Annotated in this window: 19 protein-coding genes and 1 pseudogene; 14 read left to right on the forward strand and 6 right to left on the reverse strand. The window is 46.5% G+C overall.

The genetic code is table 11. From position 1 onward, the window contains the following. Positions 1-622: 622 nt before the first annotated feature. Positions 623-1,105 carry an NAD(P)-binding domain-containing protein gene (locus PAT3040_RS39955; RefSeq protein ID WP_108992773.1) on the reverse strand — a complete coding sequence of 161 codons (483 nt, stop codon included), beginning with the start codon at positions 1,103-1,105 and terminating at the stop codon, positions 623-625. A gap of 181 nt (positions 1,106-1,286) precedes the next feature. Between PAT3040_RS39955 and PAT3040_RS38575 the strand changes: the two are divergent. From PAT3040_RS38575 to PAT3040_RS11590, 4 genes and pseudogenes are all read left to right on the forward strand, one after another. After that, a pseudogene (locus tag PAT3040_RS38575) lies at positions 1,287-1,352 on the forward strand (hypothetical protein); the annotation flags it as partial. A gap of 9 nt (positions 1,353-1,361) precedes the next feature. Continuing rightward, positions 1,362-1,505 (forward strand): hypothetical protein, encoded by a 144-nt coding sequence (locus PAT3040_RS38580; RefSeq protein WP_258234945.1) that lies wholly within the window; start codon positions 1,362-1,364, stop codon positions 1,503-1,505. Positions 1,506-1,713: 208 nt separating this feature from the next. Then, positions 1,714-2,073, forward strand: coding sequence for a BlaI/MecI/CopY family transcriptional regulator (locus PAT3040_RS11585; protein WP_087567936.1), 360 nt, complete (start codon positions 1,714-1,716; stop codon positions 2,071-2,073). After that, entirely contained in the window at positions 2,070-3,821 is a 1,752-nt protein-coding gene (locus tag PAT3040_RS11590; RefSeq protein WP_108992774.1) for a M56 family metallopeptidase, read from the forward strand. Before PAT3040_RS11585 ends, PAT3040_RS11590 begins: the two co-directional genes overlap by 4 nt. Before the next feature lie 74 nt (positions 3,822-3,895). On the opposite strand, the gene PAT3040_RS11595 is transcribed toward PAT3040_RS11590, so the two are convergent. The 4 genes from PAT3040_RS11595 to PAT3040_RS11610 form a co-directional block, all read right to left on the reverse strand. After that, positions 3,896-5,089: a Ger(x)C family spore germination protein gene (locus PAT3040_RS11595; RefSeq protein WP_108992775.1), complete on the reverse strand. Its 1,194-nt coding sequence runs from the start codon at positions 5,087-5,089 to the stop codon at positions 3,896-3,898. A 7-nt stretch (positions 5,090-5,096) separates the two neighbouring features. Further along, the gene (locus tag PAT3040_RS11600; RefSeq protein WP_108992776.1) at positions 5,097-6,188 is read right to left on the reverse strand and encodes a GerAB/ArcD/ProY family transporter; all 1,092 of its coding nucleotides are present in this window, start codon (positions 6,186-6,188) and stop codon (positions 5,097-5,099) included. A 46-nt stretch (positions 6,189-6,234) separates the two neighbouring features. After that, entirely contained in the window at positions 6,235-7,830 is a 1,596-nt protein-coding gene (locus PAT3040_RS11605; protein WP_373863937.1) for a spore germination protein, read from the reverse strand. 174 nt (positions 7,831-8,004) lie between these two features. After that, a complete protein-coding gene (locus PAT3040_RS11610; protein WP_108992777.1) occupies positions 8,005-10,107 on the reverse strand; it encodes a transglycosylase domain-containing protein in 2,103 nt (700 codons plus the stop codon). 245 nt (positions 10,108-10,352) lie between these two features. Between PAT3040_RS11610 and PAT3040_RS11615 the strand changes: the two genes are divergently transcribed. From PAT3040_RS11615 to PAT3040_RS11655, 9 genes are all read left to right on the forward strand, one after another. Further along, positions 10,353-10,688 (forward strand): PadR family transcriptional regulator, encoded by a 336-nt coding sequence (locus tag PAT3040_RS11615; protein ID WP_108992778.1) that lies wholly within the window; start codon positions 10,353-10,355, stop codon positions 10,686-10,688. After that, on the forward strand, positions 10,685-11,032 hold the full coding sequence (locus PAT3040_RS11620; protein WP_108992779.1) for a DUF1048 domain-containing protein: 348 nt from the start codon (positions 10,685-10,687) through the stop codon (positions 11,030-11,032). The genes PAT3040_RS11615 and PAT3040_RS11620 overlap by 4 nt, the downstream gene beginning before the upstream one ends. A 12-nt stretch (positions 11,033-11,044) precedes the next feature. Continuing rightward, a complete protein-coding gene (locus PAT3040_RS11625) occupies positions 11,045-11,395 on the forward strand; it encodes a DUF1048 domain-containing protein (protein ID WP_108992780.1) in 351 nt (116 codons plus the stop codon). A 13-nt stretch (positions 11,396-11,408) separates the two neighbouring features. Further along, positions 11,409-12,167 carry an ABC transporter ATP-binding protein gene (locus PAT3040_RS11630; protein ID WP_108992781.1) on the forward strand — a complete coding sequence of 253 codons (759 nt, stop codon included), beginning with the start codon at positions 11,409-11,411 and terminating at the stop codon, positions 12,165-12,167. Then, positions 12,168-12,938 carry an ABC transporter permease gene (locus tag PAT3040_RS11635; protein ID WP_108992782.1) on the forward strand — a complete coding sequence of 257 codons (771 nt, stop codon included), beginning with the start codon at positions 12,168-12,170 and terminating at the stop codon, positions 12,936-12,938. Between the two features lie 253 nt (positions 12,939-13,191). Further along, positions 13,192-13,884 (forward strand): response regulator transcription factor, encoded by a 693-nt coding sequence (locus PAT3040_RS11640; protein ID WP_108992783.1) that lies wholly within the window; start codon positions 13,192-13,194, stop codon positions 13,882-13,884. Positions 13,885-13,964: 80 nt separating this feature from the next. Next, positions 13,965-14,888, forward strand: a complete 924-nt coding sequence (locus PAT3040_RS11645; RefSeq protein WP_108992784.1) for an ATP-binding cassette domain-containing protein — start codon at positions 13,965-13,967, stop codon at positions 14,886-14,888. Further along, entirely contained in the window at positions 14,881-15,642 is a 762-nt protein-coding gene (locus PAT3040_RS11650; protein WP_108992785.1) for an ABC transporter permease, read from the forward strand. The genes PAT3040_RS11645 and PAT3040_RS11650 overlap by 8 nt, the downstream gene beginning before the upstream one ends. A gap of 105 nt (positions 15,643-15,747) precedes the next feature. Then, positions 15,748-16,566 carry a sensor histidine kinase gene (locus tag PAT3040_RS11655; protein WP_258234943.1) on the forward strand — a complete coding sequence of 273 codons (819 nt, stop codon included), beginning with the start codon at positions 15,748-15,750 and terminating at the stop codon, positions 16,564-16,566. 60 nt (positions 16,567-16,626) lie between these two features. Here the strand turns inward: PAT3040_RS11655 and PAT3040_RS11660 are convergent, their stop codons facing one another. After that, entirely contained in the window at positions 16,627-17,772 is a 1,146-nt protein-coding gene (locus PAT3040_RS11660; RefSeq protein ID WP_108992787.1) for an epoxide hydrolase family protein, read from the reverse strand. Between the two features lie 106 nt (positions 17,773-17,878). Here PAT3040_RS11660 and PAT3040_RS11665 point away from each other — a divergent pair, with 106 nt between their 5' ends. Continuing rightward, complete coding sequence (locus tag PAT3040_RS11665; RefSeq protein WP_108992788.1) at positions 17,879-18,733, forward strand: AraC family transcriptional regulator; 855 nt, start codon at positions 17,879-17,881, stop codon at positions 18,731-18,733. The last annotated feature ends 61 nt before the right edge of the window (positions 18,734-18,794 follow it).

The raw sequence follows: 18,794 nt of genomic DNA on the forward strand, positions 1-18,794 counted from the left end.
GGGCGCGTGATGGCGCCTCCGACTTCTACGTATGACGCCCCGACGCCGCTTCCTCGGGCTCGTTACATCTAGGCTCCATACAAAAGTAGGGGCTGTCCAATAAGTCTCAAAAAAAAGTTGGGTGAAAAACTTCCGTCCAACTTTTTTGTACCTGCTTTTTCAGGAAAGTAGCAAGGTGGCTGCCTGCCACTTAACATTCAACCAAAACGGGACGTCCAGCACCCCATTTTTCAAGATGTCGGCCTATTTGGCGGATTGTGTATGAATTTTCATACACGTTTGGCCAGATGCAGGCCTATTTGGTGGATTGTGTATGAATTTTCATACACGTTTGGCCAGATACAGGCCTATTTGGCGGATTGTGTATGAATTTTCATACACGTTTGGCCAGATGCAGGCTTATTTGGTGGATTGTGTATGAATTTTCATACACACTTACCCCGGTGAAGCTACTTTTGTTGAATTTTGTATACAAGCCTACCCATATAATCGAGCCATAAGGTCAACGGGGCTACTTCACTTCTCGGACAGCCCCTTTTTTTGTGAAAATTGACTGGTGATCATAATCGATCAGAATTATGTAGTGGAGTTCATAGTCTGATTAATGATATGGGCGATAGACTTAGCATCTTCGCCTACCCCGCCGAAGGAAGAAAGGACGATGACTAACCGACAAATAAACTTTTCCTCGGCCGGATAATTCAACAGCAACCTGAGCCCCAGAATTTCCTCCCCCTACAATCAAAGTGTCTCCAGGGAGAAGTTGATTAGGGTTTCTATAGTCAGAAGAATGCAATTGGTTTACATTAGCCGGTAAGTTGGAGGCAAAAGAGGGGAGCTTTCCCTTTTGAAATGGCCCCGTGGCTATTATAATGTTTTTGGATGTATACTTACGGTTGTTCGTCCAAGCATGAAAGTAACCATCATGTTTTGCTACTTTAGTTACGCAGGTATTAAGGTGAACAGGTAGATGAAACTTATCTGCGTAATTTTCCAAATAATCAGCAGTTTCATTTTTGCTCGGGAATACTTTCCGATCTCCCGGAAAAGGTAGTCCGGGAAGTTCGCTGTACGTTCTTGGTGTAAATAGAACAAGGGAATCCAATGATGAGAACGTCTATAATGGTGTCGTTAATTGCAAACCCTCCTTATTGAGTTACGGCAATGAGCAAGATACTATGGGATTGATTGCATATCATTATTTGGATAAAATAATGACATGAAATTGCAAGGAGGACGTGACATGCCGACTATTCGACCAAGCTCAGACTTGCGAAATAAATACAGTGAAATATCTGAGTTGCCATAAATATGATGAACCTGTCTACATTACAAAGAATGGCCAAGGCGATCTGGCTGTGATGAGTATTGAAATGTATGAAAAACGGGTTGGAAAGTTTGAACTGTATAAATTGCTGGATGAGGGACTAGATGCTAAGCAAAATCAAAAAGTGCGGCCATTTCGTGAGGCGCTTGCAGATATTGAGAAGGGAATTCCTGATTGAGAATGAGTTATCTAGCGGTGATCTCTGAAACGGTGTTATGTGGTTTCTAGCTCCACCAAACTTTAAATCAGAAACGGCAAAGATGCCGTTTTTTATTTTTTCATGAAGGTTTGCCGGAGCAAATTATCCGTTTGACACAAGAGGTTTGTCGGAGTAAACTCATTACTAAAGGGTTTATCGCAACAAACCTATACGGGAGGTGGAGCGGATGGAGTCATATAAGCTGTTTGACGCTGAGTTTAAGTTTGTAAGTTTAATTTGGGAGCATGAGCCGCTTAATTCTACAGAGCTTTCCAAGCTTTGTTTGCAAGAACTGGGTTGGAAGAAATCAACGACCTATAATATGATACGTAAACTTGCGGAACGCGGAATTTTGAGAAATGAGCAGGCTGTTGTAACCACTCTGATTAATCGGGAACAAGTGCAGAAGTACGAGAGCGAAGTGCTGCTGGAAAAAGCTTTTGACAACTCTTTACCTTCCTTTATAGCAGCCTTTCTCAAGGACAAAAAATTGTCTAAGGAAGAAGCCGATAAGATCAAACGAATGATCGAAGGTGCAACGAAATGAAGGATCTATTTATCTCCATTCTTAATATGAGTCTCACAGCGAGCTATGTGGCAGGGCTTGTTTTTATTGCCAGGTGGGGGCTAAAGAGGCTGAAGCTGCCAACCATATTTGCATATATGCTGTGGGCGGTTGTATTCATTCGTTTGGTACTGCCCATATCGTTCGAAAGCCCGTTAAGTTTAGTTCCGGTAAAAGTGAATATGATTCCCGGGCAAATCACTTCGGAACTAACGCCTAAAATAGATTCAGGAATTAATGCGGCAGATGATTCTGTTAACAATGCGATTGCGGCTTTGCCTGCTCCTAATCCAGCGAACTCCGTTAACCCGATGGGTATAATTATGGAGGCTTTGGCAGCAGTATGGATCGTTGGCATGTTAGCTATAGTCAGCTACGCGATCATTTCCTATGTTAGATTGCAACGTAAGCTGTCTATAGCCACCAGAGTACGCGACTATATTTATGAATCGGATCAAATTAAGGCACCCTTTGTAATGGGAATGCTGCGGCCGCGTATTTTTTTGCCGTTAGGATTAGCGAATGAGGATTTTAATTATATTGTAAAGCATGAACAGACTCATATTAGACGATATGATTATTTGATTAAGCCCGCGGCCTTTTTAGTGCTGGCTGTTCATTGGTTTAATCCGATTATTTGGCTGTCTTACTATTTAATGATTAAGGATATGGAAATGTCTTGCGATGAAAGTGTTATGAAACGGTCCGAAGGCGATACGCGAGCGGCTTATTCTTATACGTTGTTATCGCTGGCATCCAAGCAAGGAGGTTTCCTTGGGCCATTATCGTTCGGGGAGAGCAACGTGAAGGAGAGAGTGCGAAATATTATGAATTACAAAAAACCTGTTTTTTGGATTGGTTGTGTAATGGTTGCGATCGTTATTATTTTTTCAGTGGGTCTTTTGTCCAATCCTCTCAAAGCCTTAGAGCCGGAAGGACAATATGAGCAGTTGTGGAAGTATCGGACGGAATACGTCGGCAATTCGGGGAAAGTAAGCAGCATTAGCGGCCATTTGGATTATCCGGCACCATTCAAATATGATCATATTGAGCTGCAAACAAAAAATAAACCTTATGGTTTGACTGTGTATATAGCGATGGAGGAAGCTGTAACAGAGCATCAACTGCCCACTGCTGAACAGCTTGCAGCTGCCAAGCCTTATTTTCACAAAAATGCTTTATTGTTGTACGGCTTAATTGGAAATGTGGATGAAATTGTGTTCCAATTAAAAGGTGAGTCTGAGGAAAATAGCTTGTTCTATACTAGAGAATGGGCGCAAGCGAGAGTGGAAAAGCCGGTTTTCTCATTAACGGAGAAGAAGGAGGGTTTTCTCGCTTTCTTGAAAACAGTTGATGAATTGGCTCTGAAGGATCAAGTGATTCAGACAGTAGAAGGCTTCGGGCAAAATCTAAAGCATGTAAGAATCGTTACAGTGCCGGAAGAAAAAACGAAAGAGCTGATTGATCAATATTATACGCCGTATGTTGCAAAAGAATTAATTACGGCATGGAAGGAACACATCGAATCGACGCCTGGAAGAGAGTTATCCAGTCCATGGCCAGAGCGGATAGAAGTCCAATCCGTGATTTTTACTAATGATGCGGTCAGTGAAGTGCAAGGGCATATCATTGGAATGGCTGGCGGCGAGATTGTCGGCAAGGATGCCGTTTCGATTCACCTGAAGCTGGAAGATGGAAAATGGAAAATAGATCATATTGAAGAGAAGTGAAGAAAACGGTTGTCCGCGGGGTGTGCGGGCAACCGTTTTTGCAGATCCCATAGCCTTGTTGCTTGTCTCCCCATTTATTTTTTGATCTCCCTATTTTTCAAAATATACGGTGCGCCAGTTAATCCTGTTTCTTGAATCTGCAGATTCATTGAAACGGAAACTTCCGCCTCTGCAAATTTCTCTGGCCATTCCTTCTTTAACATGTTCCACTGATATGGATGTTGTCGGTGAAAAGCTTCGCCAAAACCGAAAATGTCCGTGCCGAGAGGTTGCACTTTCTTTATGATCTGATGGACATATGTACCGACTTGTGTATGTAATTCGTTCTGGACCAGAGCTATGTTTTTAGAAACACCCAAGTCTAAGCGAGTGTTGTTTTCCCGAATGTTCCCCTTTCCGCTAAGTGTAACGTTAAAATGAACCTTCGTGCCGCGCGGGGATGCCACGATTTTGCTTTTCAAATGGTTTGCCTCCACAACGACGTTTCCCTTCTCCCCAGGAATATCCACCGTGACGATTATTGATTTCAATAACCCTTTGACCCATTGCTGGTAGTAGCCTTTATTCATCGGCAAATATCCGACAAGCTGGGAGTCTTTGTTAAAAATAGCGAAACCCCATAGCTTCATCTTTGGATCTGTTAGTTTAGAGCTTTCCTCGGAAGAACGGTCAGTCATCTCGATCACAGGCAAGAAAGGGCTGCTCTCCTCGCTCTCAGCAGCCATATAAAAGTTTCGTAACGTATGATTGGCGTTTAATCCAGCTGTCTCGTGCATACTGACAATAGCATGAGCGGATAGACTCTCTAGAGGATACGTCAATTCGAGAAAATCCTGTACCGAGCCTCCCCTTAAGACTATTATGTCTCTTCGCAGCCGAACAGTGGGATCCCGACCTAATTCATCCAAAATGTTGGCAAGGCCATGTTTCGCTAATCTTTCCCCAATCAAGACGACCCCGCTATGCCCTTCAAACCACGGCCTTGATAGTTTTAACCGCATATTCTTGGAGGCATCGTACATATTTTTCCCATTTCCCGATATGGTAAAAAAAGCCTTGTCCTGGCTTTTTCCTTCACCGACGCCTAGTTTCGAAGGAATTGCAAACTGCGCAGTCCCCGTATACATTTCATCTTCGATCAAGTCAAATCCCCAGGCGGTGATAATGGCTTGGTCGTCGAGTTCTTTGCGATCCCAGCAACCTGTCGTCAACAGCAGGAGCAAGAGTAATAGTAATAGGATAGGAATCCTAAAGTGTATGGGTTTCATTGCGGCCTCACCTTCTTGCTGGATCTTTTTGGCGGATCAACCCAACAATCCATAATAATAGGAGAAAAACACATACGTAGATGAGCAGGGCACGAGGGATCAAAGATTGTTGGAAATTGACCGCGACCTCCGCAATGTTCCTTGGCAACAGCGAGTAAAGAAATACAATTGGAACAACAATCCAAATTAACTTTTTCCAATCTTTCATATTGAGCCATTGTGCGGTTCCGTAAATGGTGACAAACAAGTATAAAGACAATTTGATAAAAACAGAAAACATCCAGATGATCACGACAAAGATGTCGACATTTTCAATAAATCCCAAGACGGAAATAAATCGCGTCATACTTAAAAAAGGAAACCACATTCGCGAGGGGAGCGTCGGCCCAAATGTCATAATAACCATCGCCGTTGCTACAATAGTCAAAATAGAGGAAACAGCGATTCCCCACATGGACCGTATGAATACTTGACGGATATCTGTTAGAAAACAGAACACCATGACAAACAAGATGATATCGCCATAAAAAGCAACGAGGGGAGTTGCCCCTTTCAAAATGGATTTCCAACCGGAATCAGCATAGACGGGTGTTAATTGCTGCCAATCCAACTGATTCAAGCTAAGAACGAAAGTGCCCAAAAGCATAAGCACAATAAAAGGGCCTATCAATTCACTGCAACGCGCGATTCCTTCAAGGCCTCCCGTATAAACAACATAAATCGCCAAAATTAACATGACGATCGATAACACGATTAAGGGAGTTTCGTTAAACAGCGCAACATAGATAAATTCGGTGGAATTGCGTAAAATAATCCCGCTTACCGAATACCACATCATAAAGTAAGGAAAGACGAGTATTTTTCCTAACCATCTCCCTAATATCGTCTGGCTATATTGGATAAATGTTTGCTTGGGGTAAAGAAGGCTTACCTTTATTGCGAGGAACATCATGCAGAGCCCGATTATTCCAGCCAATGTGATGGAAATCCAGGCATCTTGCTTAGCCTCGGCAATGGCTGGAGACAGCGTAAACAAAATACCAAGGCCGGTTATTATATTTACGATCAGCCAGAAAAGCTGCAGTCCGGATATTTTCATTCGTAAGCGCTCCTATCTATGGCTAATCGGATACGATTTTCAATGCCTATTCGCTTCTCCCTCGTTTTTCACTGGGCTTTTGCCCTTTTGGAATGCGCTCTTTATCCCTTCCTGCAAGGTATGTCGGTCGAGCATTCATAGCCCATCGCGGTGAACGGATCAGAACATCCTTTAAATTCCCGGGAATCTGAGGAGAAACCGGGGCTAGAAAAGGCACTCCAAACGAACGAAGATTGACCAGATGAATAAGGAGCGCGATTATTCCGAAGCCAATCCCGTAAAAACCTAACGTGCCCGCCAAGAATAATAGCGGGAACCGCAGAATTCGAAAAGCTAGCCCCAAATTGTATCGGGGAATAGTAAACGAAGCTATACCTGTAAACGCAACGACAATGACCATAGGCGCCGAAACGATGCCGGCACGCACCGCGGATTCCCCAATCACCAATGCTCCGACCATACTGACCGTCGAACCGACCGGTTTGGGCAAACGGATGCCGGCTTCCCTAAGCGCCTCGAACATGACTTCCATCAATAACGCTTCCACAACGGCCGGGAAAGGAACGCCTTCTCGAGCGGCAGCGATGCTAAGTAGAAAATCAGCTGGAATTAACTGCGGATGGAACGTGGTGGCTGCAACATACAGTGACGGGAGTAGGAACGAAATACCCAGCAACATGAACCGCAGCCATCGAATCGCTGTTGTATAGATGAAATGCTCATAGTAATCTTCCGCAGCTTGGATGACCGACCAAAACGTTAGAGGGACAATAAGCACAAACGGTGTGCCGTTCACTATAATTGCGATTTTGCCTTCCAACAGGCTAGAGAGCACGACGTCCGGTCGTTCCGTATTTTGTACCAGCGGGAACGGAGAATAGGGGTTGTCTTCGATAAATTCTTCAATAAATCCCGAATCCAATACAGCATCTATCTGAATGCGGCCAACTCTCTTTCGAACTTCCTCCAAGATCGAATCTTGAGCGATACCTTCAATATATACAATGGCCACATCCGTCTGAGACAGTGTACCAATCGTTAAAGATTCCATTTTCAATCTGGCGCTTCGCAATCTTCGCCTTAATAAGCTCGTATTCGTTTGTAACGATTCGGTAAACCCTTCACGGGGACCTCGTATGACGGATTCGACTGCCGGTTCTGTAATTTGCCGTTTTTCATATTCTTTGAGGTCGGCGAGTAAAGCTTGATTCTCTCCCTCCACAAAAATCGCGACTTGACCTTTTAATATATCCTGCACCGTTTCCAATACACTGCTTGCCAGCTTTGTTTGCCGGGTAGCGATAGCTTGGTCACGGAAAAGTTTATCAAAAGACTCCAGGTTACTTGATCTTTCCGGTATTTCTTTGAGGATTAGGGGCATTAGCAAGGTTTGTTCTAAGCTTTTCGTATCCACGATTCCATCGATATAGATCAGTAGCGCTTTCTTTTTTTCATGAATTTGAATAGGGCGATATACAACATCGGAACAGTTTCGAAACAGTTCTTTCATAGCTTGTTCATTTTGATTTAAATCCGCAACAAATTGTTGGCTTGGATGGCCATGATTCTCCTGCAGCAAAACTTCCCGCCGAGCCTGTTTTTGTAGAGACGATTTCGAGAATCGTTTACGGAATTGAGTCACGGATAAACCTCCGAAGTACGGGTTTTCTACAAGTATTCATTCCCTATCGATAGGTATTTATGCAAGTGACCAAAAGGAGAAGCTTTCAAAAGAAAAGAAGCTGCACATGACCGTTATGGTTCATGGACAGCTTCTTTTGCGCTTGGCAGCGCAACCGACTAAGGAGTGATAGGGTCAATCATCAGCACTATCGTGATCTTTTTTATTTTGTTCCCTGTTTTTCTTTTCTGCTTTTCTGCGTTCCTTTTCCTTCTTCTTATCGTCGCGATCCTTGTCTTTTTTCTTATCCTTGCCTTTTCCTTTCTCTTTATTTTTATCGCCCTGTTTTTCATTGTTGTCGTTTCGAATTTTCACATCTTTTTGCTTAAGGCCCTTCACAGCATGAAATGCGATGACCGGTTCACCTTCGAGCGCTTTGGCCATCAACGTCTGGAAGACGGATGCAGCTGCTTTGGAAGTGGTCGTCAAGTAATGGTCGCTGTCCGTTTTGTCATAGCCGAGCCAGACGGCGCCGACAAGCTGCGGCGTAAAGCCGACGAACCAATTGTCCTTGATTCCGCCATCTGTTCCGGGCATCCCGGTCGTTCCTGTCTTGCCAGCGACAGGCCTTCCGGGAAGCGATGCTGCCTGGCCAGAGCCTTCACGCACAACGCCCTCCAGCATCGCGGTTAGGGTACGGGCGACTTCCGGTTCAATCACCTTCACAGGCGCTTGTTGGGTGGCGTCTGCAAGAACAATACCGTCAGCGGACTCGATGCGCACGATCGTATGGGCCGGCATGCGGGAGCCGTCGCTTGCAAACGTTCCGAACGCTTCTGCCATTTCAAGCGGCGAAACGCCCTCCTGCAGGCCGCCGAGCGCAAGACCTAGCGTACGGTCGCCATCCTTCAGTTCCAATCCGAATCGTGCGGAGGCGTCCATACCTGCGTCGATTCCGATCTCATGGAGCAGCTTGACCGCCGGAATATTGTACGAATGTACCAGCGATTCGTATAAGGATACTTCGCCGTAGTAACGTCCGGTGACATTTTTGGGCCGGTAGCCGCCGAAGTCTACCGGTTCATCGACAACGGTATCGCTTGGCTTGTAGCCTCGCTCCAGTGCCGGCGCATAAACGGCGATCGGTTTCATTGCGGAGCCCGGCTGCCGTTTCAACTGCGATGCGCGGTTGAAGCCACGGAACGGCTGATTGCCGCGCCCGCCGATTAACGCCCGAATCCCCCCGTCCCTTGGATCGACCAACACTGCGCCGCTCTGAATGAGCTGATCCGATTTGCTTTCCGGGAACAGCGACTCGTCAGCATATACACTTTCCGCAGCTTGCTGCATGCCCGTATCCAGCGCGGTATAAATATGTAGCCCGCCGTGTAATACCTCGTTTTCCGTCAATCCGTATTGGACGACCGCTTCGCGAATCATTTGATCGACGTAATAGGGATATTTCATCGCCGACGTTTTGTCTGATTTGGCTACGGACAGCTTTATCGGCTCGCTAATGGCGATTTTATAATCGGCGGATGTGATTTTTCCTTGTTCCTCCATTAGACGAAGTACCAGATTTCGCCGCTCCTTCGCTTTCTCCGGATGTTTGTAAGGCGTAAGGGCGGATGGCGCTCGAATAAGACCTGCCAGTACAGCCGATTCCGAAAGCGTCAGCCTGTCAACAGTCTTGCCGAAATAGGTCTCGGCAGCCCGTTTTATTCCCCAGGCTCCTTCGCCAAAATAGATTTGATTGAGGTACATTTCCAGAATTTTTTGCTTGTCGTAGTTTTCTTCGATTTTTTTCGCTAACAGTACTTCGTTCCATTTGCGCATCCAAGTGCGCTCGTGGGACAAAAAGACGTTTTTGGCAAGCTGCTGCGTAATTGTACTCCCGCCTTGTGTGGTGCCGCCTGCCCTTATATTCGCATAAAACGCCCGGCCGATTGCCCGCGTATCCATCCCTTTATGATCGAAAAAACGCTTATCCTCTACGGCCGTCACTGCATCGATTAGCGGCTTCGGCAGTATGCTGTATTCGACGGGGACGATTTCACTGCGTGACAGCCGCTCCACTTCTTTGCCGTTGCGGTCGTACAATATGGTTGCCGCCGGAAGCGGCTTGTCTAGTTCGCTGATATCTTGGGCGGCCACCAGCAGGCGGAATCCGCTCCAGCAGGCGATTGCTGTCACGGTGACTACGACGATCGATAGGATAAGCACCGAACGCCGGGATGGCTTTTTCCATATGCTAAACTTTTTCTTGGCATTTCTCGATTTGTTGATTGCTGGTTCCATTGCGATCCTCCTGTTGTTGCCTAAACGGTTACTACATATAAAGTATAATATTCGCAGCGACTTGCCGTTTTAAGTACGTCATACCGTAACCAGCCACGATGAATTCCAACCGTCCCGCGGCTTGTTTGTTAGGGACTTGCTTCCAAATTATTAGTGCTGCCGCTATTGACAAAACCAGCTACTACGTAATACTATGTAGAAGTAGTAAGTGATACTTGATACCAGTTATACAGAATAGCAAAGGAATGATGAGGTTGGAAAACTTAACAGAACTGCTAAAAGGCGTGCTAGAGGGCTGCGTCCTTGAAATTATTAGCCGCAACGAAACGTACGGCTACGAAATCACGCGGCAGCTGAACGCTCTCGGCTTCCAGGATGTTGTGGAGGGAACGGTGTATACGATCCTGATCCGGCTTGAAAAAAACAAACTTGTAGAGATCGCCAAGAAGCCCTCCGATATGGGGCCGCCGAGAAAGTTCTTCACGCTCAACGACGCGGGACGCAAGGAACTACAGAAGTTCTGGGAAAGATGGGAGTTCGTATCATCAAAAATGAATGAGTTAAAGGAGAAAAAACAATGAACTTTTGGGAAAAAATCACGGGAAGCGACATGACTAAAGAATTTAAAGCTTTTGAATCGCGAGCCAAAATGCTGCCGGCTGATTATCAAGCGGCATGGGAAAACATTAAGACCCATCTTTGGCCGCACTCCGATTTCACGGGGCGCAACCTCATGCCCATTCTTGATGGCGTGCTTGGCCTGCTCGAAGAAACGGCGGCGGACGGCCAGAGTGTCCAAGAGGTTTTGGGTGACGATATCAAAGGCTTCTGTGCAGCGCTGGCCGGCGAAGAAGGGGCAAAGTCTTACCGCGACAAGTGGCGTGCGCAGCTCAATCATAATATCGCAAAAAAATTAGGCAAATAGGAGGGAAATAAAATGAGCATACAAGATATCATCCAAGGCAAAAAAGAGTGGCGCGCGCATGTGGCGCGTGTCAAAGCGCTCCCGCAAGATTATCGGATTGTGTACAAAGAGATTCAGAAATATCTCTTTAAGGTCGGCCCTGTTGAGTTAACAGACGGGACGGGATTGCTCTCGGGAATTGTTGATCTTTTTGAAGAAGGCGCATCCTCGGGGAAAGGCGTGCTCGAAGTGACGGGCACTGACGTAGCGGCTTTCTGCGACGAACTCATCAAAGATTCCAAAACTTACGCCGACCTCTACCAAGAAACGGTTGACCAAAAAGTAAACAATGCCATGAAAAAGGCGACGGATAAATCAAAGTAAAGGGGGGATCGGGATGGGGAAAGCAATCGAAGTGAGAGGTCTGCGAAAGTCGTTCAAGGACAAAGAAGTCCTAACGGGCGTCGATCTTGAAGTGAAACAAGGTGAGATATTCGCCTTGCTCGGCTCCAACGGCGCTGGCAAGACGACGATTGTTAGAATCCTTACCACGCTGCTTGCGCAGGACGGAGGCGCCGCTGTCATTAACGGATTTGACGTCGCGTCAAAGCCCGATCATGTAAGGCAGTCGATCAGCCTGACGGGCCAGTTTGCCGCCGTGGACGAGATTTTGACCGGGAGGGAAAATCTCATCATGATTGCGAAGCTGCGTCACCTCAATAATCCGCGTCAGGTGGCGGATGACATGCTGCAACGCTTTGGACTGACAGACGCCGCCGATCGCAAGCCGTCTACTTATTCGGGTGGTATGCGCCGCAGGCTCGACATCGCTTTGAGCCTTGTAGGAAATCCGCCGATCATATTTCTCGACGAGCCGACGACCGGGCTTGACCCCGAGGCGCGCATCGAGGTGTGGAAAACGGTCAAAGAGCTTGCTAATCGTGGCACGACGATATTCCTCACCACGCAGTACCTGGAGGAAGCCGAGCAGCTTGCCGATCAAATTGCCATTTTGCATGAGGGCAGAATTATTGCAGGCGGCACGCTTGAAGAACTGAAAAAGCTGTTCCCGCCCGCAAAGACGGAGTATGTGGAAAAACAGCCGACATTAGAGGAGATATTCCTCGCCATTGTCGGCAAAAAGGAGGGGAAGTAAATGGGGGCTTCAAAAAACTACTTTTTTAGCGATATGCGCGTTATGCTGGGACGTTCCATGCGCCATGTATTCCGTAGTATGGACACCATCATCACGGTCTGTATCACTCCGATTGCGATGATGCTGCTGTTCGTCTATGTGTTAGGAGGCGCAATCCAGACCGGTACGGATAACTATGTGAACTACCTGCTGCCTGGCATACTGCTGATTGCGATTGCAAGCGGGATATCCTATACGGCTTACCGCCTGTTCCTGGATAAGCAACGGGGTATCATCGAGCGATTTCACTCCATGCCGATCGCGCGTTCAACCGTGTTGTGGGGGCATGTGTTGACCTCGGTGGTATCCAACGCCATTTCCGTTGTCGTCATTATTCTCGTAGCGCTCATTATGGGCTTCCGTTCATCGGCTGGTATACTGTCATGGCTTGCCGTAGCTGGAATACTCGCACTGTTCACGCTGGCTTTGACCTGGATCGCGGCGCTTGCCGGACTGTCCGCAAAAACGGTGGAAGGTGCAAGCGCGTTTTCTTACCCCCTAATCTTCCTGCCATTTATCAGCTCGGCGTTTGTGCCGACGGAGTCGATGCCGATGGCCGTCCGCGTCTTTGCCGAAAACCAGCCGGTAACCTCAATCGTGTCAGCCATCCGCGCATTGCTTGCCGAGCAGCCTGTCGGGCATGATATTTGGATTGCGTTAGCATGGTGCTTAGGGATACTTATCGTCGCCTATCTCTTTGCGATGCGAGCGTACAAACGCAAAGCAGTTTAATGGATGCCGGCAAGATCAAGTGCTTCAGAGGTTTTGAAGATACGGGACATTGGAAGCCGCGTATATGCTGAACGCAACCTGATAAAGGTTGCGTTTTTTATTTGATCCCATTTTGAACCGTCTTTCGTATAGCTAAGTATTTCTGCGGCTTTCATTACTCGCCTTGCTCGCAGAGATGTCGTTTTTCTTTTCTTTTGGTGGTAACATATGGTATGTGACTATCCGATATTTTATCGTTAACAAAGGAGAAATAATGAATAATCCGATACATATTCTTGTTGCCGAAGATGATAATGACATCAGTCGGCTGCTGTGCAGCATTATTAAGAAAAGCGGTTATATTCCCCAGCCTGCTTATTCCGGAACAGAGGCACTCCTCTATCTGGAGCAGCGCAAATGGAGCATGCTGCTTCTCGATCTGATGCTGCCGGGAATGACAGGTGAAGAGCTTCTTAACCGGATCGACAATCGTGACGATATGCCGGTTATTATTATTTCGGCCAAAGGCGAGCCGAAGACCAAGGTATCTGTCCTTCGCGGGGGAGCGGATGATTTCATTACGAAACCATTTGATGTGGAGGAAGTATCTGCACGAATCGATGCCAGACTCCGCACATATGCGCGAATCGGTCAACCGACTTTGCCTAATGTGCTGCAGCATAAGGGGCTTGTGCTAGATCGAGATACGAAGTCGGTTACTGCAGACGGAGCTGAACTGACTCTGACCGCACGAGAGTTTGAGATTCTTTCCTTGCTGCTGTCGGCACCGAAGAAAGTATTCACCAAATCCAATCTTTACGAAAGAGTTTGGCAGGAACCCTTCTATGGAGACGACAACATTATAAATGTTCATATGAGCAATTTGCGAAGCAAGCTGGCAAAGGCTGCTCCGGGAATCGACTTTATTGAGACAGTATGGGGCATGGGCTATCGGCTAAAGCCTTAAGATATTCTTAAGAATCGACTTTAGTTCTACTTATGTTTTGGCTTCTATATTTGGTCTATCACATAAAGGAGGCCAAGAATATGCATGAATATGTGTTGAAGACAAATCAGCTATCCAAACAATTCAAAGGACATAGAGCGCTGGACAAAGTTAATTTGTCCATCCGAAGAGGAGCGATTTATGGGTTCATTGGGCAAAACGGAGCGGGGAAATCAACGTTGATCCGTCTTGTGACGGGGCTTGCTTTTCCGACCGGAGGTTCCATTGAACTATTCGGTGTCAGTGAAGAGAAGGCGTTGATTCAGAATCGCAAACGAATCGGGTCTAGTATCGAAAGTCCTGCCTTGTTCCCTCATATGACCGCCAGCGAGAATTTGGAGGTAAACCGGATTCTACGCGGAATTCCAGGCAAAGATTGTGTGCCAAGAATGCTGAAGCAAGTTGGGCTGCATGAAACCGGCAAGAAAAAAGCAAAAAACTTCTCACTTGGCATGAAGCAGCGGTTAGGTCTGGCAATTGCCTTGCTGGGCGATCCGGAATTCCTGATTCTGGACGAGCCGACCAATGGGTTAGATCCGATGGGTGTTATTGAAATGCGGGAACTGCTCAAGACATTAAATCGTGAACTAGGCATTACGATTCTAATCTCAAGCCATATCCTTAGCGAGCTGCATTTGATGGCAAGCCATTATGGCATTATCCATCGAGGCCAACTGCTGGAGCAGCTTACTGCTAAAGAGCTGGAAAGCAAATGCAGGCAGTATGTGTATATAAAAGTGAATGATCCGGGCATGGGCACAGCCACTATCGAGAACGAACTGGGTACATCGGATTTCGAAGTGATGCAGGATGGAGCTATCAAATTATATAGCTTTATTGAGCAGCCAAGTAAAGTTTCCTCTGCACTATTTTCTGCAGGCTTGGAGATTGAGTCGTTTACAGCGATGGGCGAAGATTTGGAGAGTTATTTCACGAAGCGGATTGGAGGCAATCCGCATGTATAATTTGATTAGAGCCGAGTTGTTCAAACTTCGCAAGAATAGGTCGTTCTGGACGTTGCTGATGGCGTTCGCCGTACTCTCACTAGCTTACCCTTTGCTGTATTATTTTGATCATAGATCCAGTGGGCAGCCGCAATTCACGGGAGCCGAATTTCTGGTCAGCTTTATATCAAGCAATGCTTACATTATCAAATTGGGCGTAGCAATGCTGGCAGGGTTCTTCATTTCTAACGAGTATGCGTCCGGGATTATGAAAACGATCGCATCAACAGGCCACACAAGAGATAGACTATACGCGGCGAAGCTTATCGGATTTACAGGCGGAGCCATGCTGCTCTCTCTCGTTTTTCCAATCATCAGTACGGTGGAAGTTTCGCTGCTGTCTGGATTTGGTCAATTGCCAGATGAAAGTACCCCGTTTTTTTTGCCTAGATTGCTTGGGTTGACTCTGCTTTATACGGCGGCATATGCGGCTATTGGGGCGCTGATTGCCGTGATTATGACGGACAGCGGCAAAACGATCGGTGGGTCATTGATTTTTTTTCTGATGATCGATATTGTTTTGGCTGGCATCGGTTCGAAGGTAGAAATTATTGGTCAGCTGTACGATTATTCGATCTTCAAGCTGATTGGGGGTATCGGCAAACCTAGCATAGACAGCGGAGATATGCTCCCGCTCTTGCTTGTGCCTTTGCTGACAATCGTCTTATGTGCGTTAGTGGGTATTTCGGTGTTCCGCCGCAAGGATATTAAATAATACAGGGGAGTGGGGAGCATGTGGCTTGTACTCGGAATCATATCGATGGCGGCAGCGTCTCTCCTGCTAGCCCGTCTATTTATGCTAAGGCGGGAGCTAGATCGGATGACAGAGCAATTGCGAAGCTACAATGCAGGAATAACGGGCAAAAAAATCGAAATCGCTTTATTTGATCAGAAGCTTGAAGCGCTTGCCAGTCAGATCAACCGCCAATCCTGTTTAATCGTTGAGGCGGACGCGCGTAGAAAACGGGTCGAACATGAATTTCGGCAGGCGGTTGTGAGCATTTCTCATGATATCCGCACTCCGCTAACTTCTATTATCGGTTATGTACAACTGCTGGAGGCCGAGAACATCACGCCCGAAGAGAAAAATGAATACGTTACTATCGTTAAAAATCGAACAAAACGTCTACAGGCGTTGTTGAACGATTTTTTTGAGCTGTCCATAATAGAATCGCCGGATTTTCCGCTGAAAACCGAAAAGCTTAGATTGAAGGACTTGATCTCCGATATTTTGGTGCAATTCTATGATCCGTTCAACGAACACGGTATCACACCCGACATAAAGCTTCCCGAGCAACTTGTATCTGTATACGCCGACCAATCGGCTGTGCGGAGAGTGGTTGAAAACTTGCTTGGCAACACATTAAAATATGCAACTGGCCAAGTGGAAATCCGGCTAGAAGAACAACAAGAAACAGTAGAATTAATGATTATGAATGAAGCGAAGGAACTTGCCGGGAGCGACGTTAATCTCTTATTTGATCGGTTCTATACGGCTGACCGCGCACGATCTGCCCAAACCTCCGGGCTTGGTCTTCCTATCGCCAAAAGTCTGATGAACAACATGGGCGGGACACTAACAGCCGAGCTGCGCGGTGAAAAGTTAATCCTTCGCTGCCGCTGGGAAAAAGCAGTATAGTTTATTCAAAAGGAGCATGAATCGGGATTCAGGTATCGCAGTCATGACTCAACCCTTTATCTACGTTCTTAGCGGTCTATAAAACGCGCGAATATCATCTGCCATAAGCTCCGGTTCCTCCATAGCCGTAAAATGTCCGCCGCGAGGCATTGCTGTCCAGCGTGTTACATTCAGGTTGCGCTCGGCCCATTCCTTGGGGGGCAACAGGATATCTGCTGAAAATAGGGCCATGCCTGTCGGTACTTCGATACGGCCTAATGGCGGTAAAGAATGTGAGTTTTCAAAATACATTTGCGCTGTAGAGCCAATGGTGTTGGTAACCCAATAGATCATAATATGAGTGAGCAGCTCATCCTCGCTAAATCGTTGACTAAGGTCACCATCGCAATCACTCCAGGAACGAAATTTCTCAAGGATCCAGCTGGCCAATCCTACCGGCGAATCAGAAAGTCCATACGCCAGAGTCTGCGGTTTTGTGGACTGAATGGATATATACCCGCCCTCTTGAGCAATCCATGTAGCAGCCTTTATTTTGTATTGCCGTTCTTCTTCAGAAAGGTGTTCCGAATCATTTGAATTCAGGAGACTTCGAATAATACCGACATCCGTCAGATGGATGCCGACCAATCGCTCAGGAAAGTTGGCCGCCAGGTATCTTGTGACGCCTGAGCCCATGTCCCCGCCAGCGGCGGCGAATTTGTTGTAGCCTAATTCTGTCATGAGTTTAGTCCACATCTCGGCGACATGAAAGTTATTGATGCCAGGAGAAGCAGGCTGACTGGAGAAACCAAACCCGGGCAATGAAGGGACGATGACGTCGAAAGAATCCTCAGGATCACCGCCGTAGCTGGCTGGATCAGTGAGCAGAGGAATCATTTTTTCGTATCGAAGGTAACTGTCGGGCCAGCCGTGGGTCAGGATAATAGGCAGAGGATTGGGGCCTTTGCCGCGCTCATGTATGAAGTGCACATTTATATCATCAATTTCGCAAGTGAATTGGGCAAAGCGATTCAACTTGGATTCTTGCTTGCGCCAATCATAATGGTCCTTCCAGTACGAGACGAGAGATTGCAAATAACGTAATTCAGTTCCGCGTTCCCAACCTGAGTTCTCTAACTGCTCGGGCCAACGAATATGTTGCAGTCTGTACTGGAGATCATCAAGCAACTCATCGGAGACATGAATATGAAAACGTTTGACAGCCATAATAATATCCTCCTTTGCTGTTTGCATGATCATTATATCCTTTGAAAGGGTATGGTACACTGTTATATATGAAGCAATGAACTATACGATTTGATAGGTGATTACGATGCCTCAAGTAGATCGATACAAACAGCGTGCCGTAAATATTGAATTTTTTGCAGTAGAGGATTGCAGTCTGCTCCCTTACACTGACCGGTTTTCGCTAATTTTTATTACTTCTGGCAGTATAAAAGGGTTATTAAACGACCGTCCTATATGTATCAACGCTCCCGGTATTCTTTGCTTGGCCGGAGACGATGAATGGCAAGTTACAGAGAAGCACAAGCTTGCTGCACAATCGTTTAATTTTCATCCTGAGTTTCTTGTATCCGCCATTTATGTTGAGACCGAGGATTATTTGCCAACGGCACCCAGGATACAAACAGGCCGCTCTTTCTTTGTAAGAGAACATCCGTCTATGGCAGTTCCTCGTATTACCGAAAAAGCATATCCGCTATTGTTCCAGTGGTTTTTTGTTCTGGGTACGGAAGTACAAGCGCAAAGTGATGAGCGCTGGGCGTGCCGAATCAAAAAGTATCTGATTCAAATACTGGGATTGTTAGAGGATTTGAATCGAATGAGCCAACACTCGCCTGTTGATGCTGTGTTAGAGTATATTCACACTCATTACCCCAAAAAGATTTTATTGGAGGATTTGACGAATTGCGCTCATATGAATCGTGTGACGCTTAATCAATTATTCCAGGAACGATGCGGATATACAGCGATCGGCTATTTGCTTTCACATCGTTTGAAGATGGCTTGCGATCTATTGACGCACACAGATATGAGTCTTAATGATATTGCTGGATCTATCGGATTTGAGTATGACACTTATTTTATCAAGCAATTTACAGCCAAAAAAGGCATGTCACCGACAACATACCGGATAATTTCGCGAAAGCTCGCCACTCATGTGTAATTGACCAGACCGGAAAACAGGGGAGCCCTCCCATCAATCGTTCCTGGATGAGGGATCCCCG

The sequence above is a fragment of the Paenibacillus agaridevorans genome (assembly GCF_003112455.1).
Lineage (GTDB): Bacteria > Bacillota > Bacilli > Paenibacillales > Paenibacillaceae > Pristimantibacillus > Pristimantibacillus agaridevorans.